This window comes from Actinomyces sp. ZJ308 (assembly GCF_011752065.1).
Taxonomy (GTDB): domain Bacteria; phylum Actinomycetota; class Actinomycetes; order Actinomycetales; family Actinomycetaceae; genus Actinomyces.
In genome coordinates, this window is record NZ_JAAIJY010000020.1 from 1 (window position 1) to 24326 (window position 24326).

Sequence of the window (24326 nt, forward strand, 5' to 3'; positions counted from 1 at the left end):
ATCAGTACGTGGGCCGGGTTCGTCTATCTTGCTACGGTTCTGGACTGCTGCACCAAGAAGGTCGTGGGGTATGCGATGGCCGAGCCATGTGCGCACCTCGCTGGTGTGTGAGGCCATCGACATGGCGGCCAGACGGTGCCCTGTCGAAAAGGGTGTGACGGTCTTTCACTCCGACCGGGGCAGTCAGTACACGTCTCAGAAGTTTCTGGACCACCTGAAGTCCTATGGTATCCGCCCGTCCGTGGGTCGTACCGGGGTGTGCTGGGACAATGCGTGGGCGGAATCCTTCAATGCCACGCTCAAGAACGAGAGAGTGCATAGAATGGTGTACCCCACGAGACAGAAGGCGATCAACGATATTGCCTCGTGGATCGAGCTGAGATACAATCATGTGCGCCTTCACTCAGCCCTGGGATACCGCACACCTAACGAGGTCGAGCAAGAATTCCTGGACCTAACCAAGGCAGCCTGAAACACCAAACAAGCAGTGTCCGAAAAACACCCAGCAGCCCACACCGCCGTATCCTGACCTTGCACGCCATGATCCGAGATGGAGCCCTCTACGACCCACAACCAGCCACGAAACTACCCGCCGCCGCTTGACACACCACATAGGGGCACCCCCCACCAAACAGATCAATAGGACCCGCTTACTACGCCCTCAAACACGAAGAGCCGGTTTCAGGGAGGGCCGGTTCTCGTTGCTATCACAATGATGTGAGACGTTCGTTCGGGGTGCGGGTGGTGGTGGGTGGGGCTATACTGTACATATGTTCGATGGTGGTGTGCTTCCCTGTGACCCGGCCGGCAGCGTGCCGGGTGGGGTCGGAGCGCCCGCCGGGGTCGCAGACCCGGACCCGCAGCCGGAACCGCTGGTTCCTGGGGTGCCGGTGGGGGATGTAGCGGGTGTGCTGGCGTCCCTGGGGGCGGGTGGGGTGCTGGCCGGTGTGGTCGAGGGCCTGCTGTCCCGCCTGCTGGTGAGCGCCCAGGGTCCCGACGGCGAAAGCCCCGCCGCTGGCGGTGATGACGCCGCCGGTGCCGGCGCCGGTGCTCAGCGCGTCCAGGACCCCGAGGCCGCCGGCGGCACCGGCGCGGACTCCACCGGGGTGGACTCCACCGGCGGGGACGCTGTCGATGGTGATGGTGGTGAGGCGGCTCCGGGCTTGTTCGTCGGCGAGTCTGGTGGTGATGCGGTTCTGGTGGCTGCTGGTGAGCGGTACCGGGTCCTGGGGGTGGAGGAGGCCTCCTCCTCGGGGCTCATGGGCCTGGGGGCTGGGGTCTGGGGGAGCTGGCCGCGGCCTGCCACCGCCTGGGGACCTGGGCTGCTTGGGGTGAGGCCCTGGCGGCGGCGTGCTTGACCGGGTGCGCGCAGCTGTCGACCCGCCCCGGCCAGTGGGGCCCACACGGGGCGGTGTCCCCGGTGGTGGGCTATGAGGAGCGGCGCTTCAACACCACCTGCCTCCTGCAAGCCCGCCTCGGAGTCTCCCGGACAAGGGCCGGGCAGGTCGTCGACCACGGCACCGCCCTCATGTCCCCTGCTTTCGGGCCGGTTGAGGCCATGGAGCGCTGCGGGGTGCTGGACGCGGCCAAGGCCTGGCTGGTGACTCGCCGCCTGGAGGAGGTGCCCGCCTTGGTGGCCCTGGAGGTTCAAGAGCAGGTCCTGCCCCAGGCCCCCAGACGCAGCCTCTCCCAGCTGGGATGCGACATCGAGCGGGCCCTCATCCGCCTTGACCCCGAGGGTCACGCCGAGCGCGCCCAAGCCAACCTGGAGCGGCGGGGTGTGTCGCATCCTCGGCCCGCCGGTGAGGGGATCTGTCGGGTGAGCATGCTGCTGCCGGCCATGGACGCCCTGCTGCTGGACGCCACCCTGGACGCGATCGCCGCCAGCGCACGCGCCGCCGGCGAGGAACGCACCCTGGCCCAACTGCGAGCCGACGCCATGACCACCATGACCCTCCAAACCCTACGAACCAGCCAAATGGCCGCCTATCACCAATCCACCACCGCGGAGCCCGGCAGTTCCGGTGCCAATAGACCAGAGGCGCCACCCGCCCCTGAGAACCCGACACCCGACACGATGCCCGGCGTGATTCCCAGCATGATGCCCGGCGTGATGGGAGATCCTGACGCGACTGCGGCGCCCGGCACGATGGCAGACCCCGGAGCGGCGGCCGCTGGCGCGGTGGCTGTTGACCCGGGGCGGTTGCTGCCCGACGGGGTGCCCCTGGAAGGCCTCCTCAGCGCCTTGAGCTCCCTGGTGGGATCCACCAGCCCCTGGTGGAGACCCTCACCCACCGGGTATCTGCCCCTGCCCGACAACATCCGCATCAACGTCAACGTCACCGTCCCCCTGACCAGCCTGGTACCACCAGGAGACCCCATCGGCAGTGGCGATCCCGGCAGCGGTGGCCCCGGCGGCGGCCCTACAGACGCGCTTGGGCTCACCGACCGGGAGCCGCCCACCACCAGCGGAAGGAATCTGCCCACCACCAGTGGCAGGAGTCTGTCCGTTGCCGGATTCGTTGATCGGGGTTCCGCCGCAGCGCCCGTGAAGTCTGTGACCGCGGCGCCCGTGCAGGCCGCCCCTGACTCCGGCACCGCTGCCACAACCGCCGAAGCCGCCGAGGTCACCGAGCCCACTGGCCCCACCGAGGTCACTGACCCCATCGAGTCCCGTGAGGCCGTTGAAGCCACCGAGCTCGCCGACGTCAGTGAGTCCCGTGAGACCGCCGAGCCGGTTGAGGTTGCTGAGGTCTCCGTGGGCGCCCGGGGTGTTGCGGTGCCGGCGGCCACTGCCTGGTGCCTGGCGGCCGGGGGTACCTGGAGGCGTCTGGTCACCGACCCGGCCAGCGGCGTCGTCATCGACGTGGGCCGCTCCCGCTACCGTCCCCCGGCGGGCCTGGCCGACCTGGTGCGCGCCCGCGACCGCTCCTGCGTCTACCCCACCTGCCAGATGCCCGCTCAGAGGTGCGACATCGACCATCTCACCGCCTGGAACCAGGGCGGGACCACCAGCCTGGACAACCTCGTCACCCTGTGCCAGGCCCACCACCGCCTCAAGCACACCCCCGGATGGGCGCTCACCAGAGACGAGGACACCGGAGTGCTGTCCTGGCACACCCCCGACAAGACCGTCTACCAACGCCACCCCAACGGCACCATCAACCGCCTGCCCAGACGGGTCGGGCCCCGCCAGCACCACATCCCCGGCACCCAGGTACCCACCAGCCTGAGCAACCAGATCACCATCGAGCTCATCGACCGGCTCAACACCGCCCTGACCAACACCCGCAGCATCGACAACACCAACGGCCTGCTCCGGTTGACTACCCGAGGCCCGGCCCCCGGCGAAACGGCCGGAGACTACGAAACCACCCCCTACCCCCACGCCACCCACACCCTCGGACTCGCACCCCTCATCGACACCGCCCCACCCTTCTAAGGCGCTGGGTGCCGCTGATACTCATGACCAACCGACACCGCTACGCCGAGCTTCATGCCCACTCCGCCTACTCCTTTCTCGACGGAGTCAACGAGCCCGATGATCTGGCCTCGGCCGCCGTTGAACTCGGGCTGGAGGCTCTCGCCCTCACCGATCACGATGGTGTCCCCGGCATCGTCAAGCACGCCCAGGCAGGTCGCGCCCACAACCTGCCCACCATTCACGGCACCGAGCTCACCCTTGCCGACGGCTCCCGCCTGCCCGTCCTGGCTCGCAACCCCACCGGCTACCACCGCCTGGTATCGGCGATCTCCCGGCACAACCTGGACGCCGGAGAACGCCGAGAACCGGCCCATGACCTGTCCACTCTCGCCTCGGCGCTTCGCGCCGCCCCGACCAACCAGACCGGGGGAGCGGGCGGGACCTGCCTCATTCTCACCGGCACCTCCAACGGCCCCCTACGCCGGGCCCTGGGTGACCCCCGCCGTCCCGGTACTTGGGACCTGGCGGCGGCAGACGCCTGTCTGGGTCGTCTCACCGAGCTCTTCGCCGCTCCTGACCGTGGCCGCCCCTCCGATACCAGTGCAGGCACCGGCGGCCCACGCGTTGAGGGTGACGCCGCCATGGGCCTGGCCGTCGAGCTCACCCTGGACGGCGGTCCCACCGACGCGGCCCTCACCGACGCTCTGACACGGCTGGCCCGCGCCCACCGACTACCCCTCGTGGCCACTGGCGCGGTGCGCTGCGCCCGTCCCACCGACGCCCGACTCGCCGACGTCCTCACCGCAACCCGCCTGGTCACCGACCTGGAAGGAGCCCGCGGTCACCTGCCCGCCATCGGCCGTTGGCTGAGAGGAGCCCAGGACATGGCCAGGCTCCACCGCCGCAGCCCCCACGCCGTCGACCTTGCTGCGGACCTCGCCGCCGACCTCGCCTTCGACCTGTCCCTCATCGCCCCCGACCTCCCCGATGCCGATGTTCCGGAAGGCCACACGCCCGCCAGCTGGCTGCGCGAGCTCACCCGCCAGGGCGCCACCCGCCGCTACGGCACCCCGCAGGAGCACCCCCGAGCCTGGGAGGTCCTCAACCACGAGCTCGACATCATCGAGTCCCTGGGCTTCCCCGGCTACTTCCTCATCGTGCACGCCATCGTCGAGTTCTGCGCGCAGTCGGGAATCCTGTGCCAGGGGAGAGGGTCCGCCGCGAACTCCGCAGTCTGCTACGCCCTGGGAATCACCGCCGTCGACGCCGTCCGGCACAAGATGCTCTTCGAACGGTTCCTCTCCCCGGGGCGAGCCGGCTACCCGGACATCGACCTCGACATCGAGGCCTGCCGCCGCGAAGAGGTCATTCAGCACGTCTACTCCCGATACGGCAGAGACTGCGCCGCCCAGGTCGCCAACGTCATCTCCTACCGACCCCGATCAGCCGTCCGAGACGCCGCCCGAGCCCTCGGCCACCCCGCCGGGGTGCAGGACACCTGGGCCAGGCAGATGGATCGCTGGACCACGGTGCGTCCTGGAGGACTGACAGGACAGGGCGAGGAGGTTCCCGAGCCGGTCCTCGACATCGCCGAGAAGCTGCTGCGCCTGCCCCGCCACCTGGGGGTCCATCCCGGAGGCATGGTCCTGTGCGGTCGCCCCGTCACCGAGGTGTGCCCGGTGCGCTGGGCCGCCATGGACAATCGCTCGGTCCTCCAGTGGGACAAGGACGACTGCGCCGAGGCCGGCCTGGTCAAGTTCGACCTCCTGGGACTGGGGGCACTCACCGCGCTGCGCCTGGCCTTCACCACCCTGGCCGAGCGCGGGCAGACCGTGCCCGACGCCGTTAAGGAGGGCGAGCTGCGCACCTCCCAGACCGGTCGTCCCTGGGGCCTGCACACCCTTCCCGAGGGGGACCCGGCCGTCTACCGGCTGCTCACGGCCGCGGACACGGTGGGGGTCTTCCAGGTCGAGTCGCGCGCGCAAATGGCCACCCTGCCCCGGCTTCGGCCCAAGGACTTCTACGACATCGTCGTCGAGGTCGCCCTCATCCGCCCCGGCCCCATCCAGGGCGACGCGGTCAACCCCTACATCCGTCGCAGGCTGGAGCGCGAGGAGGTCACCTACCTGCACGAGTCCCTCAAACCCGCCCTGTCCAAGACCCTGGGCGTGCCGCTCTTTCAGGAACAGCTCATGCAGATCGCCGTCGACGCCGCAGGGTTCAGCCCCGCCGAGGCCGACACCCTGCGCCAGGCCATGGGGGCCAAACGGTCCATCGAGCGCATGGAGGCCCTCCGCAACCGGCTCGTGGCCGGCATGAGGAATCGAGGCATCGACGAGCCCACCGCTGAGAAGATCTACAGCAAGCTGAGGTCCTTTGCCGAGTTCGGCTTCCCCGAGTCCCACGCCTTCTCCTTCGCCTACCTGGTCTACGCCTCGGCCTGGCTCAAGGCGCGTAAGCCCGAGGACTTCTACGCCGGGGTCCTCGCCGCCCAGCCCATGGGCTTCTGGTCCCCGCAGTCCCTCGTGGCCGACGCTCGCCGCCACGGTGTGAGAGTCCTTCCCGCAGACGTCAACCGCTCCCTGGCACAGGCCACCGTCGAGCAGAGGGAGGAGTTGGAGCATCGAGGTGCAGGGATGTCACAAGAGATGGAGGAGCAGTGGAGACCGCTCACGCCCCATCCCGCCGCCCCATCGTCGCTTGATGTCCATGACGATCTTGCGGTGCGTCTCGGCCTGGCGCCAGTGAAAGGACTGGGGGAGCGGGTCGCACAGGCCATCGTCACCGAACGCCGAGCCCACGGTCCCTACCGCGACCTGACAGACCTTGCTCGCCGCGTGAGCCTGAGCCGCTCTCGTCTTGAGATGCTGGCCGCCTCGGGGGCCCTGGCCAGCCTGGGCGTGGAACGCCGTCGGGCCCTGTGGGCCGCCGGGGTCCTGGCCGATGAGTACGGCCGACGCCGTAGCGCCTCCTGCCAGGGGCCCGGGGCATGGTTCCAGCCCACGCTTCCGGGCACCGCCGTCGGCGCCGTCGCCCCGACCCTGCCGACCATGACCGACCATGAGCGCCAGGCCGCCGATCTGAACCTGACCGGAGTGTCCACACACGGCTCTCCCCTCAAGCAGCTGCGCCCCCACCTGGCCGCTGACGGCGTACTGACCGCCGCCGATCTCTCAGGCCAGGAGCACGGGAGGCGAGTGAGGGTCGCCGGCGTCGTCACCCACCGGCAGCGGCCCCACACGGCCACCGGCATGATCTTTCTCAACCTGGAGGATGAGACCGGCCTGCTCAACGTCGTCTGCCGGGCAGGCATGTGGCGCCGCTACCGCAGCATCGGAAGACGCGCCAGCGCCCTCATCGTGCGTGGCACCGTGGAGAGGGGAGACGGGGTCGTCGCTCTCATGGCCGAGCACCTCCAGGTCCTCCCCGGCGTGCCCGTCACCGGCAGCCGGGACTGGTGCTGAATACGGAGACCCTCGCTCGCTGCCCCTCACTCCTTGCGGGAGGAGTACGTGGGCAGCTCGCCGGTGACCGGCGCGTCCTTGGTGTGCAGCTCGGAGTAGACGGACCAGGCCACGCTGATCAGGGGGACCGCGACAATCGCACCGAGCAGACCGGAGGCGTAGGTTCCCAGAGCGACGCCGATGATCACCACCACCGGGTGCAGGGAGACCTGGCGGCCCATGATGAGGGGCTGGAGAATGTGTCCCTCGATCTGGCCGATGCCCGCGACCCCCACACCGACGACGATCATGGTGACGAAGCCTCCGGAGGCCAGGGCCACCACCATGGCCACAAGCATTGCCAGAGGAGCACCGATGATTGGGATGAAGGCGCCGATGAATACGAGCACCGCCAGAGGCGCCGCCAACGGGATCCCCACCAGCTGTAGGAAGATCCCGGCCATGATGGCGTCGGTCAGCGCCACCAGTACGGTGCCGCGCGCGTAGCCGGCGAAGGTGTACCAGCCGGCACCCGCGGCCCGGTGGGTCGACTCGCGCATCGTGGCAGGCAACTCATTGAGGAACCAGCGCCACATCTTGCCCCCGGAGGCGAGGAAGAAGATCGTGACGAACAGGGCCAGAGCCAGGACCGTGAGCACATCGACGACCGCGCTTGCGTTGGAGACGACCTCCGAGGCCAGGGAGGGGGCATTGGACTGCAGATAGTGCTGCCCCTGGCGCAACCAGAGCTGGATCTGGTGATAGACCTGCTGCTGCGTCAGGTGCAACGGCCCACGCTCCAGGAAGTCCATGATCGTGTCGAGACCGTCGCTGAACTGGGATGCCAGCGAGCTCCACTGACTGGTGACCGACGTGACGACGTAGGTGACCAGACCGGCGATCGCACCAATGGTGGTCAGCAGGGCCAGGAAGGTTGCCGGGTAGCGAGGCATGATCCTGGCGAAGAGGTTCACCAGCGGCTGGAGGATCGAGGTGAACACCAGTGCCATGAACAGGCCGATGAATACCGGAATCACCTGGGAGGTGGCGTAGAAGACAAGGCCGATCACAATGATGATGCCGAGACCCAGCCAGGCTCCCATGCCGCCTCGCACCAGCCAGGAGGGCAGGGAGTCCATGACCGACGAACGAGTCGTCACCGTCTCCGGGAAGGAGACCGACGGCGCCACGCGGACATGGGTGGTGGACACCGGGGGCGTAGCCGGATTGGTGGTCTCCTCACCCGGTTCAGACTCCCAGTGCAGCCGGTAATCGCGATCCGCCTGCCTGCGCCTCTCCGCCCAGTCGATCCCCCGGTCCAGGGCCGTACGAGCACTTCTGAGCCGTCCGAGGAGGCCGCTGCTGCTCAGAACGTCTCGAGACGGCTTCTCTCCCGAGCCGGGTGCCTGCGCCGAGCTAGGAGAACCGGGGCTCTGAGAGTGCTCGGGAGCCCGTGCCTGCGTGTCCTCTGACGGTTCCTCTGACGGAGAGCTGGTTGTTGCCATGGGGTAAACGTTCAGTCCTTCGCTGGTCAACGGGCTGACGAAACACGCACAGCCTACTAGCGTGGCCCCATGACCGCCCCGAATGTCAGCAATCAGTCTCACTCCTCCGCAGCGACGAACCAGGTGCGCCTGCCGCGCACCGCGGCGCTGGGACCGGGGCTGGGAGGTCAGCCGCGGCTCCTCATCGACGCTCCCGCCGGCGCCGCGGAGATCTATCTCCACGGCGCCACCGTGACCTCATGGGTGCCGCGCGGCGGGTCGGAGGTCATCTTCACCTCACGGCAGGCGGTCTTCGACGGCTCCACCGCCATTCGTGGAGGAATTCCTCTGTGCCTGCCGGAGTTCGGCGTCGGCATCAACGGCGACGCCGTGCCGAAGCACGGCTGGGCGCGCATCGCACCCTGGCAGGTGCGGATGGTCACCAGTACTGACGGCGGCGGTGTTCGTGCTCTTCTGAGCGTCAGCCGCGACCACCTGACGGCGCTCTACGAGGTCGAGGTCGGTGAGAAGCTGCACCTCGGACTCAGCCTGCGCAACGACGGGAACGAGCCTCGCACGGTTGAGGCCGCTGCCCACACCTATCTCTCGGTCCACGATGTCACCGCCAGCCTCATCAGCGGGTTGACCGGAGCCTCCTACAGTGACAATCTGGCTCGCAGTCCCCAGGAGTCTCACCGGGTCCAGGAGGGGGAGCTCAGAATCTCCGGTCCCGTGGACCGAATCTACGACTCCGCGGAGCCGATTACTGTGACTGATCCGGGTCATGAACGCACGATCTGCATCGACAAGCTCAATGCACCCTCCACGATCGTGTGGAATCCCTGGTCCACCTACAGCGCTCCGCTGCCGGACATGGCCGACGACGAGTTCCCCACCATGGTCTGCGTCGAGAGCGGGGCGGTGCGTGAGCACGCTCCCACCATCGATCCCGGGGCGAGCTGGTCCATGCAGGTGACCCTCAGTGTTGAGAACACCGGACTGTGATGGGAAGCACTCGAAGGTGGTTTGGTGGCCTCGGTAGCCGTCATGCTAAGTTTCTCTGCGTCGCCGGAGCGAGTCTGCGGCACAGTCGCTGACAGGCGGCGGAACAACAAGTCCGAGTGGCGGAATAGGTAGACGCGCTAGCTTGAGGTGCTAGTGCCTTATTAAACGGGCGTGGGGGTTCAAGTCCCCCCTCGGACACCACCAACACATGATCCCCGGAACTTTGAGGTTCCGGGGATCATGTCATGTTCCAGTGGGTGCCGGCTCAGCTCCACTCAGGGCGGTAGAGATCGGGGCGGGACTCGAAGCAGCACAGGACAAGCGGGACAATCCCCAGTCCAATGAGATAGAACAGCACGAACAATCCTGACTTACCGGTGTCGTGCAGACGGCGCACCATCACGGCGATGGACGGCACGATGATCACAAGGCTGTAGACAAGCAGCAGTACGGCGATCAGGCCGGTGGCAGCGAGAACGCTGGCAGCCGCCCCCTCCGATGATCCTGCTGATGCGGCTCCCGCTCCTGCAAGACCACCAATGACAAGGGCCACCACGTAGATGACGATGGGGATGATGACCTGGTACAGCAGGAAGGCCCACCAGAACTCGGACTGGGATGCGTATCCGCGGAACTGGGCGTAGCGCTGGAAGTAACGTTTGGCGGCCTGACCGAAGCTCGCACCGGGCAGGGGAGCGACGTCGGGGGTCAGGGCGGGGGCCCCGAATTGTCCGAACTGGTTGGGGGCGCCGTAGGGCGGCTGACCACCGTAAGGGGGCTGCTCGCCGTAGGGGGTAGGTCCGCTTCCGTAGGACATGAATCCTCCAAGTGAGACGGGGATAGGGATCGTGGGTGCCTTCATGGCTGAGTGAGTACACCCCGGCGAATGCGCTTTCTGATTTCAGATCGGCATACGAGCGACAGCCTAAAGGTAAGAGGTCCGACTCGTCACCTCGGTTGCCTCTGGCGCAGTGGGGAGTAGTCCCTATACAGAGTCCCGAACGAGTAGCCCCGGTAGGGTTGGGTCACTATGCGTCCCGCCACCTCACTGAGCAGCCGTCTGAGCCCGCAACGCGCTCCCGAGCTGATACGTGCCAGAGCCGGGGTCTACCTGGTGTTCCTGGCCAACGGCCTGGGTTTCGCCAACCTGGTTCCGCGTTTTCCTCAGATCGTGACGCAGCTGGGTCTGAGCAAGGCGGCCTTCGGGCAGGCCGTGGCCGCGGCCAGTGTCGGTGCCCTCGTGGCGGGGCTCGCCGCATCCTGGCTCATCTCCCGTCTGACCTCGGCCAAGGTCGCCAGCCTGGGCATGCTCGTGGTGGCTCTGGCGCTTCTCGGCGCAGGCCTGGCCCGTTCATGGATCGTCCTGGCCGGCTGCCTCCTGGTCGTGGGCGGAACGGACGCCATCGTCGACGTCGCACAGAATGCGCACGGCCTTCGGGTCCAGCGCCGTTGGGGCGCCTCCATCGTGACGAGCTTCCATGCCGCCTGGTCGCTGGGCGCGGTCCTGGGTGCGGCCATGGGACAGGCCATGGCCGGAGCCGGCGTGGGAATAGGAACCCATATGATGCTGACGGCAGTGCTGCTGCTGATCATCTCGGTGGGGCCCCTGCTGGCGGGCTGGTTCCTGCCCGGTCAGGACTCTGCTGACCGCGACCCCGCTCAACCCGGGGCCTCCGATGACTCCCATCAGACGTCACTGCCGGCCTCGTCGCACCGCTCACTGCCCGTGACGGTCCTTGTCCTCAGCATCGTCGGACTACTGTGCGCCGCCTCCATGTTCCCCGAGGACGTCGCCATGAACTGGTCGTCCCTGCTCCTGTCCGAGCAGGGTGCGACTGCCGGCCACGTGGGGCTGGGGCTGGTGGCGCTCCAGGGGACGATGATCGTCGGACGCCTGGTGGGGGACCGGATCATCGATGCTGCCGGTTCGCGAGCCGTCATCGCCTGGGGTGGGGCTCTGGTGACTCTTGGCATGAGCATCGCCCTCCTGCTCTCCTCCGTTCCCGGGACACTGATCGGGATGGCGATCTCCGGAGCCGGCTGCGCCGTCGCCGTGCCCGTGACCTATTCGGCGGCCGACGACGTCGAAGGACTCCCTCCCGGTCTGGGCCTGACCGTCGTGTCCTGGCTGGCTCGTCTCACTGGGCTTTTGGCGCCACCGGTTGTCGGCTGGCTCGCCGATGACCACGGACTGTGGGTGGCCCTGGCCTACGGCCTGCTGGGAGGCCTCATCATGGTCACCTGCTGGCCGATTCTGCGCCGTCGAGGTACAGAGGATGATGCGTGAGGCGTTCACGAACAAGAGGATCCTAGAACCGGAGCCGAGCCCGGACTCGGAGTAACACTCCGGCAACGGCCTGCAAAGCTGCGTCACTGCGTCCCCGTTGATCTGCTTGGAAAGTGCCGCCGTGCCCGGGTTGTAGGCCGCGGTCGCGCTTCTCTATGGCGTAACGAACCTCCTGTTCCTCCGCAGCGCCGGCTGGAACGGTAAGACGCTCCTTCACCAGGGCGAGCGCTGTTGGTGATCCCAGCCCGGACTCATCGATCGGCATGAGGGGCTCGCTGCGGATACTGCCGGTGGACTCCTCAGGGGCGTTGCTCTCGAGCATGGGCTCATGAACCGACCTGGGAGGCGATTTTCGGCTGCCACCAGGATCGGGGAAGGGGGAGGCGTTACCATCGCCTCCCATGGATCCCTTTGCGATGACCGTTCCCGCAGATACAGATGCCGGTCTGCCCGCTCTCGTCCTGTCGGTGCCCACCGGGGAGGACGTCGACCGCATGACGGAGATCTGCCAGGAGGCCGACATCCAGGAGTGGACCCTCGCTCCTCGCGGTTACCAGCGCAGTGACGCGCAGTTCTTCGTCGAGCAGGTCGTCGCCGGCGGCTGGAACGAGGGGCGTGAGCTCACCTGGGCGGTGCGTCAAGCCGGTGATGACAGCACCTTGAACCTTGTGGGAATGCTGAGCGTCACCCTGAACGGCCCGGAAGATGCTCGGACCGGAGAGATCGGATGCTGGCTCACCGGTGCCGCGAGAGGGCGGGGCACCATGACCCGCGCCGTCGCCGCCCTCATCGAAACGGCCTTCGACCCGGACGGCCCTTTGAGCCTGTCTGCACTGTGGTGGCGCTGCGAGATCCACGACTCAAGCGACGGCCCGGTGCCCAACTGGGCCTCCTGGAAGGTCGCCTGGTCCCTCGGCTTCCAGAGGGAAGGACGGGTGCGTCGTCTGCTCCCCAATAACGGTCGGCTCCATGACGGATGGATCGCCACCCTGCTCCCCGGTGACCCTCGTGAGCCTCAGGCGCCCTGGGACGGCCCTGCCGGTACGAACGGCGTCCTTCCCCTCGTGGCGCACGACGGCGTCGGAGAACGCGAGGGGGATGATCCCGAGGCTCTTGTGCGCCGCTTCCACCACGTCTACGGACTGCCCGTCCAGACCGACGGAGCCAGCCTCGAGCGCGAGAGCCTGAGCATGCGCATGAGCCTCATCGCCGAGGAGTTCGCCGAGCTCGTCGGCGCCGTCTACGGGCAGGCGGCGCGCTCAGAGATCGAGCTGGGCTACCGCAGCGCCGTGGCCGCCGACGACGGCGCACGTGACGCCGTCGAGGCCGCTGACGCCCTGGCGGACCTCGTCTACGTCATCTACGGCATGGCCCTGGAGACCGGGATCGACCTGGCGGCCGTGCTCGCCGAGGTGCAGCGCTCCAACATGTCCAAGCTGGGAGCCGACGGAAAGCCGGTCTACCGCGCGGACGGCAAGGTCCTTAAAGGCCCGGGCTACTTCGCGCCCGATGTGGCCGAGGTGCTGCGCCACCGACGCCTGCGCTAAGAGAGAGTGAACCGTCACAACCCTAACTTCACTGTACGTATAGTAAAGTTATGGTCGTGACTCGTACTCCTGGACTTCGCGCATGTGCGGCTCTGGCCGTCCTGACGCTCGCTGTGACCCTGCTGGCCATCGACTCCACGGTGCTGGCTCTGGCGATCCCCTCGCTGAGTGCAGACCTGGGCCCCACGGCCACCCAGCTGCTGTGGATCGGCGACATTTACTCCTTCACCCTGGCGGGTCTGTTGGTGACCATGGGCAATGTCGCCGACCGCATCGGTCGGCGACGCCTCCTGCTCATCGGCACCCTCGGCTTCGGCGCGGCCAGCGTCATGGCGGCCTTCGCACCGAGCGCGGGAGCCCTCATCGCCGCCCGCGCCCTGCTGGGCGTTGGTGGCGCCACGATCATGCCCTCCACGCTCTCGCTCATCCGCAATATCTTCCCCGACGCCCGTCACCGCACCACCGCCATCGCGATCTGGTCGGCCGGCAGCTCCGGCGGCACCGCCCTGGGGCCGTTGGTCGGCGGCGCGCTGCTCGAGCACTTCTGGTGGGGCAGCGTCTTCCTCATCAACGTCCCCGTCATGGCCGCCGTCATCATTACCGGACTGTGGCTCCTGCCCGAGTCGAAGAATGATCAGGGAGGCCCGGTCGACCTGCTCTCCGCGATGCTGTCGGTGCTGGCCATCGTCCCCATCGTCTACGCAGTCAAGTCCTTCGCACACGGTGGCTTGACGGTTACTGCCGTAGCAGCCCTGCTCGCGGGGCTTGTCACCGGATGGCTGTTCGTCAGGCGTCAGCGCACCCTGGCTACGCCGCTCATCGACGTCGAGCTCTTCAAGCGCCCCGCCTTCACCTGGGCGATCCTCGCCACCGTCCTGGCGATCTTCTCGCTGGCCGGTCTGCTGTACTTCTTCTCCCAGTACCTCCAGCTCGTCCGGGGCTACTCCACCCTTCAGGCAGGGTTGACCGAGCTGCCCACCTCGCTGGCCTCCATCGCCGTCGTCGCGGTCGTGGCCGCGGTCGTGCGCCGCCTCGGCAACGGTCGAGCCCTCGGGGGCGGACTCATGGTGGCCGCGGCAGGCTTGATCGTCGTCGCCGTGGGGGAGTCCTACGGCGGGATCGTCGTGATCTGCCTGGGGCTGCTCGTCATCGGTGCCGGGATCGGTCTGGCCTTCACGGTCTCCACCGGGGCGGTCCTGGGATCCGTGCCGGCGGACCGGGCCGGAGCGGCCTCCGCCATCTCCGAGACCGGACTCGAGCTCGGTGTAGCCCTGGGGATCGCGGTGCTCGGTACCACCCAGGACGTCGGTTACCGGCTCCTGCTCGGGCAGGCTCCTTCAGGTATTCCAGGTCGGGTGGTCGACGCCGCCGAGCAGTCCCTGGCCACCCTGTCCGGTGTCATTGACCGGACCGATCCCGGGCAGGCTCAGCTGCTGGCACAGGCTCAGACCGCCTTCACCCACGCCATGCAGGCCACGGCCGTCATCGCTGCCGTTATCCTGCTGGCAGCGGGAGTCATGGCCGCGCGGCATGTCCCGGCCACGAGCGAGGTGATGGAGGAGGCCTCATGAGAAGCTCCAAACGGGACCGCATCATCACCGGGGCGCTCGAGCTCGCCCACCGTGACGGCTTCGACACGCTCACCTTCGAGGCGCTGGCCGAGCACGTCGGACTGACCCGCGGCGGAGTCATCTACCACTTCCGCACCAAGACCGAGCTCCTGGAGGGGATCGCGGACGCCTTTTTCGAGCGATGGCGGAACGAGGCCCTGGAAGCGCTGGGCAAACCGCTGGAGGAGGCGAGCAGTGCCGAGCGGGTCGAGGCCCTGGTACGTTCCGTCGTCGACGGCGAGATCCTCCCCGGCGAGGTCAGCTTCATGCTCTCGGCCACGCCCGAGGCGGAGAAACTCAAGGAGGCCTGGGACGCGCTGCGCCGCGAGTGGGTCGGGGAGGTCTCAGACCTCACCTCCATGCAGCGCGTGGCCCTGCTGGCCGTGGACGGCTGGTGGGCCAACCGCGCTGTCGACAGTCGAAGCCGTAACCCCGACGAGCCCGCCATCGCCGACCTCATCGTCTCCCTGGCAGCAGGAAACAATCCTGACCAGGCACTCGCTGAGGCTGTTGACAAGGACTAATGACCCAAAAATGTCTGCTTGTTGTGCTTGAGAAGCCGCGGGCTCATGGCACGATGGGCCCATGAGCGAGACCACCGATGGCACCGACCTCCCGGAGTCGAACGTCTTCGCCAGGCCCTGGCCGCTCGACCTGGAGCTTCCCGGTTTCACGGCCGTGGACCATGCCGACATCGAACCGGCCATTCGGGCCGGGATGGCTGCCGAGCGTCAGGAGTGGGAGGCGATCGCCACCAATGAGGCAGAGCCCACGATCGCCAACACCGTTGATGCCCTGGAACGATCCGGTGAGCTGCTGGAACGGGCTCTGACGGTTCTGGACGCCCTGACCTCCGCCACGGAGTGCCCGGACCTCGATGCGCTCGAGGAGGCGCTCGCTCCTGAACTGGCGGCGCACTCCGACGCCTACCATCTCGACTCGCGCCTCTATCGGCGCTTCAAGGTCCTTGACGATCTCGTCGCCGCCGCGCCCGATGGCCAGGACGCCTGCGACGCCGACGATGCCGTCATCGACGCCGAGACCGCTCGTCTCATCCGTCTGACCGTCGAGGAGTTCGAACGCAACGGCGTCGGCTTGGAGGAGTCGGATGCCGCCGCCCTCAAGGAGATCAACGCCCGCGTCAACGCGCTCAAGATGCGTTTCTCCGTCCTGGCCACAGAGGCGATGCACGCCGCCAAAGTCACGAACGTCACGGTCCCACCCACCCTGGCCACCACCCGACCGCACGGCGCCAGACTCGCCCTCCTGGAGAGGTCCATGAGCAGGGGACTCGGTGGGCGGGACAGCGCCGGTGACACCCGAAGCATCGTCCTTCAGCTCGCGGCACTGCGCGCCGAGCGAGCCGCTCTGCTCGGATACCCGCACCACGCCGCTCTTGTGGCCGCGGAGTCGGCCGCCAGAACCACCGAGGCCGTCTCCGAGATGCTGGCCCGCCTCACACCGCCCGCCATGGCCAACGCCCGCCGCGACGCCCAGGTCTACGCCGCCCGCATGGACCATGATCCCCAGACCCGGGCGGGCGAGGCCTTCGGCCCCGCCGACTGGCCTCTCTACGAGGCCGCTGAGCGCAAGGATCGCTTCGGCGTCGACGACGAGGTCCTGGCCCCTTACCTGGAGCTGTGGAGCGTCATCACCAAGGGGGTCTTCTACGCCGCCAATCGTCTTTACGGCATCACCTTCCATGAGCGCGAGGACCTGGCCGAGCACATGTACGCGCCCGGTGTGCGGGTCTGGGAGGTGCGTGACGGGGCAGAACCGGACGCCCCGGTTCTGGGACTCTTCGTCGGCGACTACTACGCCCGAGCCGGCAAGTCCGGAGGCGCCTGGATGGACAGCCTCGTGACCGGCTCGAGGCTGACCGGGCGCAGGCCGGTCGTCATCAACTGCTGCAACATCGAGCAGCCCACCTCCGGCCCTGCCCTGCTGACCTGGGACGAGGTCATCACCTGCTTCCACGAGTTCGGGCACGCTCTGCACGCCCTGTTATCCGAGGCCCGTTACCCCTCGGCCTTCGGTACGGCCGTGCCTCGGGACGTCGTCGAGTTCCCCAGCCAGCTCAACGAGAAGTGGGCTCTTCACCCCGAGGTGCTCGCCGGCTACGCCCGCCACGTGGACACCGGGGAGCCTCTGCCGGCTGAGCTGGCCGAGCGGCTGCGCGGCCAGGGCACCTTCGGTCAGGGCTACGCCACCACGGAGTACCTGGGGGCCGCCCTGCTCGACCAGGCCTGGCACACCCTCGCCCCCGGACAGGTCCCAGGCGATGTCAACGAGGTCGAGCAGTTCGAGCACCGGGCTCTGGCCGAGGCCGGCGTCAACGACGCGCTCGTTCCCCCGCGCTACCGCACCACCTACTTCTCCCACATTTTCGCCGGCGGCTACAGCGCCGCCTACTACGCCTACATCTGGAGCGAGGTCATGGATGCCGACGCCATCACGTGGTTCACCACTGACGGCGCGATCGACGGCGACCTCGGCCTGAACCGTAGGTCAGGGGAGACCTTCCGCCGCGAGTTCCTCGCCCGCGGCGACTCCCGGGACCCCCTGGACTCCTACCGCGCCTTCACCGGGCGCGAACCCAGCATCCTGCCCCTTCTCAAGCGCCGCGGACTCACCTGACGAGCGCGGTCAGCGTTTTCACCCTCTCATCACCGGAAGGAACACAATATGGCTCGCGTCACCATCGTCGGCGGTGGATACGGCGGCATCACCGTCGCCAAGGCCCTCGACGACGTCGCCGAGGTCACCCTCGTGGAGCAGAAGGACACCTTCGTCAGCCACGCCGCAGCGCTGCGGGCGGCGGTCGACCGGGACTGGGCGGAGAAGATCTTCCTGCCCTACGACCGGCTCCTGACCAACGGACGCGTCGTTCACGGAACGGCTCTGGCCGTTCGCGGCACCACCGTCGAGGTCTCCGGGCACGGGCCGATCGGGGCCGACTACCTGGTGCTGGCCACCGGGACCGCCTACCCCTTCCCGGCCAAGCACATGGAGTCCTCCTCCGTCATCGCCAAGGCTCGTATCGAGCGGGTCCACGCCAACCTCGAGCAGTCCTCGCGAGTGCTCATCGTGGGGGCCGGCGCCGTCGGTATCGAGCTGGCCGGAGAGATCACCTCGGCCTTCCCCGGTATCAAGGTGACCATGCTGGAGGCCGCCGACAGGATCCTGCCCGCCGGGGACTACAAGCCGGAGATCCGCGAGGCCATCTCCGATCAGCTCGCGCAGCGCGGGGTGGAGATCATCACCGGTGACTCCCTCAGCTTCCTGCCTCCGGTCGACGTCGGCGTGCTCTCGCCCTTCCGGGTCACGACCCAGGGCGGACGCCCCCTGGAGGCCGACATGTGGTTCCGGGCCTACGGCTCGGCGGCCGCCACCGGATTCCTCAGTGAGGACTACGACGAGGTACGCCACTACGACGGGACCATCCGTGTTGACGAGTACCTGCGAGTGGTGGACCACCCCGGCGTCTGGGCCATCGGCGACATCACGGACGTGCGCGAGTCCAAGCGTGCCGACGCCGCCCGGGCCCACGCCCGAGTCGTCGCCGACAACATCGCCGACGTCATCGCGGGTCGGGAGCCCGCCGCGACCTACACGCCCGGAACCGAACGGATCATCCTGCCCCTGGGCCCTGAGGGCGGCGCCTCCCAGATCCTGCGCGATGGCGTGCGCGTCGTCGTCGGCCCCGAGGAGACCAGCAGAATCAAGGGGGAGGACCTCTTCCTGGGCTTCATTCGCCAGGAGCTGGGGGTCGAGCAGGAGGCCTGATCGGCTACGACGCGAGTCCGTGTCGCGACCCGCTTGTGCGCCGGGCGGGGGAGAGCCGGTAGTGTGTCCTACATGACGAACGACCCGCGGTCCGCGCTCAACCGACTCATCGCCGCCTTCGAGGCGCACCTGGATGCTGCCGCGACCGGCGATGAGCTCTCCCCGGCCGTGGTCGCGGCCGAGAACGCACTTCAGGACGCCTTCTTCACCTACGACGACTCGCTGTTCACCGCCTACGGCATTGAGCTTCCCTTCGAGGCCTTCGACTCCGACGGCGATGATGATGAGGATGACGATGATGACTATGACGACGACGGCGAGTATGACGACGATGAGGATGACGACTACGACGAGGAGGGTGACGACGAGGACTACGACGATGAGGAATGACTAATTTCCTCGGTCCGTAATCGCCCAGCAGTGGGGCTCGCACCAGGTGTGCGAGCCCCACTTTTTTGCTGAGAATCAGGGGCTTATGCAGGACGTTATGTCAGGTGAGAGCTGAGGTTAGGTGGCCGGTAGGTCTATATGATACGGTGACACTTCCTAGGTAAGCCTTCCCTCATTAACGGTGGTCGGATGTGCTGTGTCCGGCCATCACTCGCGAAGATAGGAATCCCTATGCCCGTGTCTCTCTCCCGTCGCCGGCTGCTGACCTCGACCATCGCAACGGCGGGCCTGCTCGCTCTGGCCGCCTGCGGTTCTCGGTCGTCCAGCTCGTCCGCCTCAGGCGCCGGAGCTGCCGCCTCCGCAGGATCGAGCGGAGAGGCGGCCTCCTACCCCGTCACCGTCAAGCACGCGCAGGGCGAGGCCTCGATCAAGGCGGCGCCCAAGCGTGTCGTCGTCCTGGACTACGGTGTCCTGGACTCCATGGCAGCCCTGGGACTGGCCGATATCGTCGTCGGAGTCCCGAAGGACGGCGGCAGCCTGCCCGAGTCCCTCTCCCAGTTCCAGGATGAGAAGTACAAGGACATGGGTGGTCTCAAGGAGCCCAAGGAGGAGGCGATCGCGGAGGTCGGGCCTGACCTGGTCATTGTCGCCGGTCGTACCGCCAAGTCATACGAGAACCTGTCGAAGAGGTTCACCACGATCGATATGAGCGTCAAGCCCCAGAGCGCGGGCGCCTCGACCGCAACCACGCCGGAGCAGGGCGGACAGGGTGACGGCGGTGGGAAGGACCGGAAGAACGAGCCCTCCGCATCGATGACCGAGGTTCTCACCAGCCACTCCACGATCCTGGGCGCGATCTTCGGTAAGAAGACTGAGGCCGAGGCCAAGGTCAAGGAGTTCACCGATGCCGCCGCCGAGGTCGCCGCACTGGCCAAGAACGCGGGCAAGGGCCTGTGCCTCATGACCACCGGCGGCAAGGTGAGCGCATTCGGCAAGGGCTCTCGCTTCGACGTCCTCTTCGACGAGTTCGGCGTCGTCCCGGCCGTTGAGAACATCGACGAGGCGACCCACGGCGAGGCCGTCTCCTTCGAGTTCATCGGGCAGGCCAACCCCGATGTCCTCTTCGTCCTGGACCGCGACGCCACGATCGGGCAGGAGGGTTCCTCAGCCAAGGAGATCCTCAACAACGAGCTGGTCACCGCCACCAACGCCTGGAAGAACAACAAGGTCCACTACCTCAACGGCCCCGACTGGTACCTGCTGGGCGCCGGCTTCGCAGCCAGTCCGCGCATGGCCCAGGAGATCAAGGGCGACCTGTCCGCATGAGTCTGAAGAGCCCTGCCGTCGCCTCTGCTCAGAGGCGACGGCAGGCAGCGCTGCCTCTCCTGATCGGCGGTGTGCTGCTTCTGCTTGTCCTGGGGCTCGTTTCGGTGTGCATCGGAGTGGCGGACTTCGATCCGGTCGATCTGGTCCGTTCCGGTTCGCAGGGGCGGTCCATGCGCCTCTTCATGGTCTCCAGGGTGCCGCGAACCCTGGCGGCCATCCTCTCCGGCTCGGGCATCGCCGTGGCGGGCGCCGTCATGCAGATGAGCGTTCGCAACCGCTTCGTCTCCCCGACGACGGCCGGTACGACCCAGTTCGCCGTCGTCGGACTGCTGCTCGTGGCTCTCCTCGCGCCGGGAACCAGCGTCCTGGGCAAGATGGTGGTGGCCTCCCTGTGCGCGGTCGCGGGCTCGGCCGTCTTCCTGTGGCTGCTGCGCCTGCTGCCTCATCAGCGCACCTCTGATGACGTCACCGTGCCCCTCATCGGGCTCATGCTCGGAGGGGTCGTCGGAGCGGGGACCACCTTCGTGGCCTGGCGCTACGACCTGCTGCAGTCACTGGGGGCCTGGACCGCCGGTGACCTCTCCCGGGTGCTTGCCGGTCGCTATGAGCTGCTCTGGCTGGTGGCCCTCATGGTTCTGCTGCTCTACCTCGCCGCAGACCGTCTCACCGTGGCCAGCCTGGGGGCCGAGACCGCCACCGGGCTCGGCCTGAGCTACCACCGCACCATCAACCTGACGATCATGGCCGCAGCCGTCATGACGGCGGTCAGCGTCGTCGTGGTCGGAAGCCTGCCCTTCCTGGGACTCGTGGTGCCCAACATCGTCTCCAGGCTCATGGGGGACAACCTGCGTCGAAGTCTTCCGGTCATCGCTGTGGGCGGTGCCGTTCTGACTGTGGGATGCGACGTCGTCGGACGCGTGGTCCGCTACCCCTACGAAGTTCCCCTGTCCGTCATCATGGGAGTCGTCGGCGCCGGCGTCTTCGCCGTGCTGATCCTGCGAGGAGTGGAACGTGGCTGATGTGCTCTCCGGGCGTCGCCGCCGCGAGAACCGGCAGGCCGCCCTCCGCCTGACGGCCGTGCTGGGCCTGGTCCTGCTGGCCGGCGCGACCTTCCTGGTCATTGACGCCTTCGATCCGCTCCTGGTCCTGCCCTACCGGTTGCCCTCCTTGGGAGCGCTCGTGTGCGTGGGCTGGGCCAGCGGCGTCTCGACCGTCATGTTCCAGACAGTCACCGGCAACCGGATTCTCACACCCTCCGTGCTCGGCCTGGACGCGCTCTACGCCCTGCTGCAGACGGTGCTGCTCGTCGTGCTGGGTGCCGCGGGATTCTCCGCTCTGCCTGACCTGGTGGCCTTCGGCCTGACGCTCCTGGTGATGATCGGCGTGTCCGTGGCCCTCATGGGGGCCGTGCTCGGCGCCAGACGGTCGGTGACCACGCTGGTGCTGCTGGGCATCGTGCTGGGGACCTTCCTGCGCTCGGGGACCACCTTCATCCAGCGGCTCCTGGCTCCCAACGACTTCCTCATCCTCCAGGACCGGCTCTTCGCCTCCTTCGGCTCGGTCAACCCGGACCTGCTGGTGCTCTCGCTGGTTCTGACCGCGGTGGTCTCGCTCCTGGCGATCCGGGATCTGCGGGTACTCGACGTCGTGGCCCTCGGTCCCGACATCGCTACCGCGCTGGGAGTCGATCACCGACGCGTCTGCCGGCGCCTCATAGTCATGGTGGCCGTTCTGGTGTCCGTGTCCACGGCCCTGGTCGGGCCCATCATGTTCCTGGGACTGCTCGTGGCCCACCTGGCCTATCGGGCCTCCGGCACCAACCGCCATGTCATCACCGTGCCCATGTCGGCGCTGATGGCCATGCTCGTGCTCGTGGTGGGCCAGACGGTGCTGGCCCATGTCCTGGACGCCGACAACGTCCTGTCCGTCATCATCGAGTTCCTTGGCGGGCTCACCCTCATCGTCCTGATCATCAGCTCCAGGAGGCGTTCATGATCCGAGTCCGTGGCCTCGCAAAGTCGTACGGGCAGCGCCAGGTCCTGTCCGACGTCGACCTCGACCTGCCCGCCGGGGGCGTCATCGGGCTGGTCGGCGCCAACGGGGCCGGCAAGTCCACGCTCCTGTCCGTCATGGCTCGCCTTCTGGGATCCGACGCCGGCACGGTGGAGATCGGTGGCCTGGACGTCGCCACGGCTCCGGGACGTCAGCTCGCCACCGTCCTGTCCGTCCTCAAGCAGGACAACCACCTCGCAGTGCGGCTGACCGTGCGTGACCTGGTGGGCTTCGGTCGCTACCCGCACAACCGGGGACGCCCCACCGAGCACGACGAGACCGTCGTCGAGCAGGCCCTGGAGTGGATGGACCTCACCGACCTGGCCGACCGCTATCTCGACGAGATGTCCGGCGGACAGCGACAGCGCGCCTTCGTCGCCATGGTGCTCGCTCAGGAGACTCCCTACATGCTCCTGGACGAGCCCCTCAACAACCTGGACATGGTCCACTCGGTCGCCATGATGCGTCGCCTGCGCGCCGCCGCCCACGAGCTCGAGCGCACAGTGGTCATCGTCATGCACGACATCAATATGGCCGCCGCGTGGTCGGACCGGATCGTCGCCATGCGTGATGGCAGAGTCATCCTTCAGGGGACCCCGCAGGAGACGATGACCAGGGAGTGCCTCAGCGAGGTCTTCGGCATGGACGTGCCCGTCCACGAGGTCGATGGAAAGCGCGTCGCCCTCGTGTGGGGCTGAATCCGCGGTGTCGGCTACCCCGAGCGGATCAGAATCGCTCGGGGTAGCCGAGCTGCACCGAGGTGACCTCGTCCAGGGCGTGGCGGATCTGGACCGGAAGCTCCAGGTCGTCGGCTGAGAGCACGCCCTGGAGCTGAGCCGGTGTGCGCGCCCCCACGATGGTGGCGGCGATCCCGACTGCGTCGCGGGCCCAGGCCAGCGCGACCTCTGCCGGTTTGCGGTCCAGGCCCGAGGCCGCGGTGGCCACGGCCTCGACGACACCCCGGTGCGGGTCACCCAGGTAGGGGGACACGTAGGAGCGCAGGTGGGGTGAGGCAGCCCTTGAGTCCGGCGGAATTGTCGCCCGGTACTTACCCGTGAGAACCCCCCGACCCAGGGGCGCGTACCCCAGCACTCCGAAGCCCAGGGCCTGGGAGGCGGGCATGAGCTCGCGCTCGATTCCCCGGGAGAGCAGAGAGTGCTCCACCTCGACGGCCGCCAGTCCCGGCCCCATCCCGCCCTCACCGACGAGGCCGCTGAGCAGGTCGTGCATGCGTACCGAGGCCCAGGCCGGGTGGTTGGCGATGCCCACGTAGCGGGTGCGCCCGGAGGAGACGGCCAGGCTCAGTGCGTGGGCCGTCTCCTCCAGAGAGGTCGTGGGGTCGGGCACCTGAACCAGCAGCAGGTCGAGATGGTCGGTGCCCAGGCGGGACAGGCTGGTGTCGAGCGTGTCCAGCAGGGAACCGCGGGAGGCGTCGGCCACAGAGGACCGTTCCCCGGTGCGCCAGGTGCGCACCCCGGCCTTGGAGACCAGGACGAGGTCCTGACGGTCCACGTGCTCGCGCAGGAGCGCCCCGATGACCTCCTCACTGACGCCCTCTCCGTAGGAGGCGGCGGTGTCCACGAGGGTGCCCCCGGCATCGAGGAAGATGTCGAGCTGCTCCTTGGCCTCCAGCTCATCGGTGTCCCGTCCCCAGGTCATCGTCCCCAGGCCCACGGAGGACACGCGCAGGCCGGTTCGGCCGAGTCTCCTGTGCTCCATAGGCCTAACCGTAGCGGCTCGGTCTACTTGCGTACGGTGATGGTCCAGGCCGCGTCGCCGGTGCGCTCGAACTCGGTGACGGTGTAGCCGTTGTCGGCGGCCCAGGCGGGAAGCGTCTGGGTCCCCTGGGTGCAGTCGAAGCCGATGACGAGCTCGTCACCGACATCGAGGTCCTCCATGGCCTCCTCGGCCTCGATGACGGGGAAGGGGCAGACCTGACCGGTGGTCTCCAGAACAGTGCGCATGAGTATCT

20 protein-coding genes and 1 tRNA gene are annotated in these 24326 nt (G+C 67.7%); 17 read left to right on the top strand and 4 right to left on the bottom strand.

What is annotated here, in order from left to right; all coding sequences use genetic code 11:
- Window positions 1–28: 28 nt before the first annotated feature.
- The 4 genes from HCR68_RS09265 to HCR68_RS09275 all read left to right on the top strand — a co-directional run bounded on the left by HCR68_RS09265 (window position 29) and on the right by HCR68_RS09275 (window position 6888).
- Window positions 29–472 (top strand): integrase core domain-containing protein, encoded by a 444-nt coding sequence (locus HCR68_RS09265; RefSeq protein WP_279586986.1) that lies wholly within the window; start codon window positions 29–31, stop codon window positions 470–472.
- 298 nt (window positions 473–770) lie between these two features.
- Entirely contained in the window at window positions 771–1358 is a 588-nt protein-coding gene (locus HCR68_RS14450) for a hypothetical protein (protein WP_279586983.1), read from the top strand.
- Window positions 1359–1420: 62 nt separating this feature from the next.
- A complete protein-coding gene (locus HCR68_RS09270) occupies window positions 1421–3442 on the top strand; it encodes an HNH endonuclease signature motif containing protein (RefSeq protein ID WP_279586984.1) in 2022 nt (673 codons plus the stop codon).
- A 23-nt stretch (window positions 3443–3465) separates the two neighbouring features.
- Window positions 3466–6888, top strand: a complete 3423-nt coding sequence (locus tag HCR68_RS09275; RefSeq protein WP_167148835.1) for an error-prone DNA polymerase — start codon at window positions 3466–3468, stop codon at window positions 6886–6888.
- Window positions 6889–6914: 26 nt separating this feature from the next.
- Here HCR68_RS09275 and HCR68_RS09280 read toward each other — a convergent pair whose 3' ends face one another.
- Entirely contained in the window at window positions 6915–8372 is a 1458-nt protein-coding gene (locus HCR68_RS09280; protein WP_167148837.1) for an AI-2E family transporter, read from the bottom strand.
- A 69-nt stretch (window positions 8373–8441) separates the two neighbouring features.
- Between HCR68_RS09280 and HCR68_RS09285 the strand changes: the two genes are divergently transcribed.
- On the top strand, window positions 8442–9356 hold the full coding sequence (locus HCR68_RS09285) for a D-hexose-6-phosphate mutarotase (protein WP_167148839.1): 915 nt from the start codon (window positions 8442–8444) through the stop codon (window positions 9354–9356).
- Window positions 9357–9466: 110 nt separating this feature from the next.
- Window positions 9467–9557 (top strand) — tRNA-Leu (locus HCR68_RS09290).
- 64 nt (window positions 9558–9621) lie between these two features.
- Here HCR68_RS09290 and HCR68_RS09295 read toward each other — a convergent pair.
- The gene (locus HCR68_RS09295) at window positions 9622–10173 is read right to left on the bottom strand and encodes a DUF805 domain-containing protein (RefSeq protein ID WP_167148841.1); all 552 of its coding nucleotides are present in this window, start codon (window positions 10171–10173) and stop codon (window positions 9622–9624) included.
- 213 nt (window positions 10174–10386) lie between these two features.
- On the opposite strand from HCR68_RS09295, the gene HCR68_RS09300 reads away from it, so the two are divergent.
- The 11 genes from HCR68_RS09300 to HCR68_RS09350 all read left to right on the top strand — a co-directional run bounded on the left by HCR68_RS09300 (window position 10387) and on the right by HCR68_RS09350 (window position 23052).
- Window positions 10387–11643 (top strand): MFS transporter, encoded by a 1257-nt coding sequence (locus tag HCR68_RS09300; RefSeq protein ID WP_167148843.1) that lies wholly within the window; start codon window positions 10387–10389, stop codon window positions 11641–11643.
- Between the two features lie 401 nt (window positions 11644–12044).
- Window positions 12045–13190 carry a bifunctional GNAT family N-acetyltransferase/nucleoside triphosphate pyrophosphohydrolase family protein gene (locus tag HCR68_RS09305; RefSeq protein ID WP_167148845.1) on the top strand — a complete coding sequence of 382 codons (1146 nt, stop codon included), beginning with the start codon at window positions 12045–12047 and terminating at the stop codon, window positions 13188–13190.
- Between the two features lie 50 nt (window positions 13191–13240).
- The gene (locus tag HCR68_RS09310; RefSeq protein ID WP_167148847.1) at window positions 13241–14761 is read left to right on the top strand and encodes an MFS transporter; all 1521 of its coding nucleotides are present in this window, start codon (window positions 13241–13243) and stop codon (window positions 14759–14761) included.
- The gene (locus HCR68_RS09315; RefSeq protein WP_167148849.1) at window positions 14758–15324 is read left to right on the top strand and encodes a TetR/AcrR family transcriptional regulator; all 567 of its coding nucleotides are present in this window, start codon (window positions 14758–14760) and stop codon (window positions 15322–15324) included. The genes HCR68_RS09310 and HCR68_RS09315 overlap by 4 nt, the downstream gene beginning before the upstream one ends.
- Before the next feature lie 61 nt (window positions 15325–15385).
- Window positions 15386–17437 (top strand): M3 family metallopeptidase, encoded by a 2052-nt coding sequence (locus tag HCR68_RS09320; RefSeq protein WP_167148850.1) that lies wholly within the window; start codon window positions 15386–15388, stop codon window positions 17435–17437.
- A 48-nt stretch (window positions 17438–17485) separates the two neighbouring features.
- Complete coding sequence (locus tag HCR68_RS09325; protein ID WP_167148852.1) at window positions 17486–18586, top strand: FAD-dependent oxidoreductase; 1101 nt, start codon at window positions 17486–17488, stop codon at window positions 18584–18586.
- A gap of 72 nt (window positions 18587–18658) precedes the next feature.
- Complete coding sequence (locus HCR68_RS09330) at window positions 18659–18976, top strand: DNA primase (protein ID WP_167148854.1); 318 nt, start codon at window positions 18659–18661, stop codon at window positions 18974–18976.
- A gap of 231 nt (window positions 18977–19207) precedes the next feature.
- Window positions 19208–20302 (top strand): siderophore ABC transporter substrate-binding protein, encoded by a 1095-nt coding sequence (locus HCR68_RS09335; protein ID WP_167148855.1) that lies wholly within the window; start codon window positions 19208–19210, stop codon window positions 20300–20302.
- Between the two features lie 71 nt (window positions 20303–20373).
- Entirely contained in the window at window positions 20374–21321 is a 948-nt protein-coding gene (locus HCR68_RS09340; RefSeq protein ID WP_243859031.1) for an iron chelate uptake ABC transporter family permease subunit, read from the top strand.
- The gene (locus tag HCR68_RS09345) at window positions 21314–22297 is read left to right on the top strand and encodes an iron chelate uptake ABC transporter family permease subunit (RefSeq protein ID WP_167148859.1); all 984 of its coding nucleotides are present in this window, start codon (window positions 21314–21316) and stop codon (window positions 22295–22297) included. The genes HCR68_RS09340 and HCR68_RS09345 overlap by 8 nt, the downstream gene beginning before the upstream one ends.
- Window positions 22294–23052 (top strand): ATP-binding cassette domain-containing protein, encoded by a 759-nt coding sequence (locus HCR68_RS09350; protein ID WP_167148861.1) that lies wholly within the window; start codon window positions 22294–22296, stop codon window positions 23050–23052. Before HCR68_RS09345 ends, HCR68_RS09350 begins: the two co-directional genes overlap by 4 nt.
- 28 nt (window positions 23053–23080) lie before the next feature.
- Here the strand turns inward: HCR68_RS09350 and HCR68_RS09355 are convergent, their stop codons facing one another.
- Together HCR68_RS09355 and HCR68_RS09360 are read right to left on the bottom strand one after the other, a co-directional pair.
- A complete protein-coding gene (locus HCR68_RS09355; RefSeq protein ID WP_167148863.1) occupies window positions 23081–24073 on the bottom strand; it encodes an aldo/keto reductase in 993 nt (330 codons plus the stop codon).
- A gap of 23 nt (window positions 24074–24096) precedes the next feature.
- On the bottom strand, window positions 24097–24318 hold the full coding sequence (locus HCR68_RS09360) for a sulfurtransferase TusA family protein (RefSeq protein ID WP_108832928.1): 222 nt from the start codon (window positions 24316–24318) through the stop codon (window positions 24097–24099).
- Window positions 24319–24326: the final 8 nt, after the last annotated feature.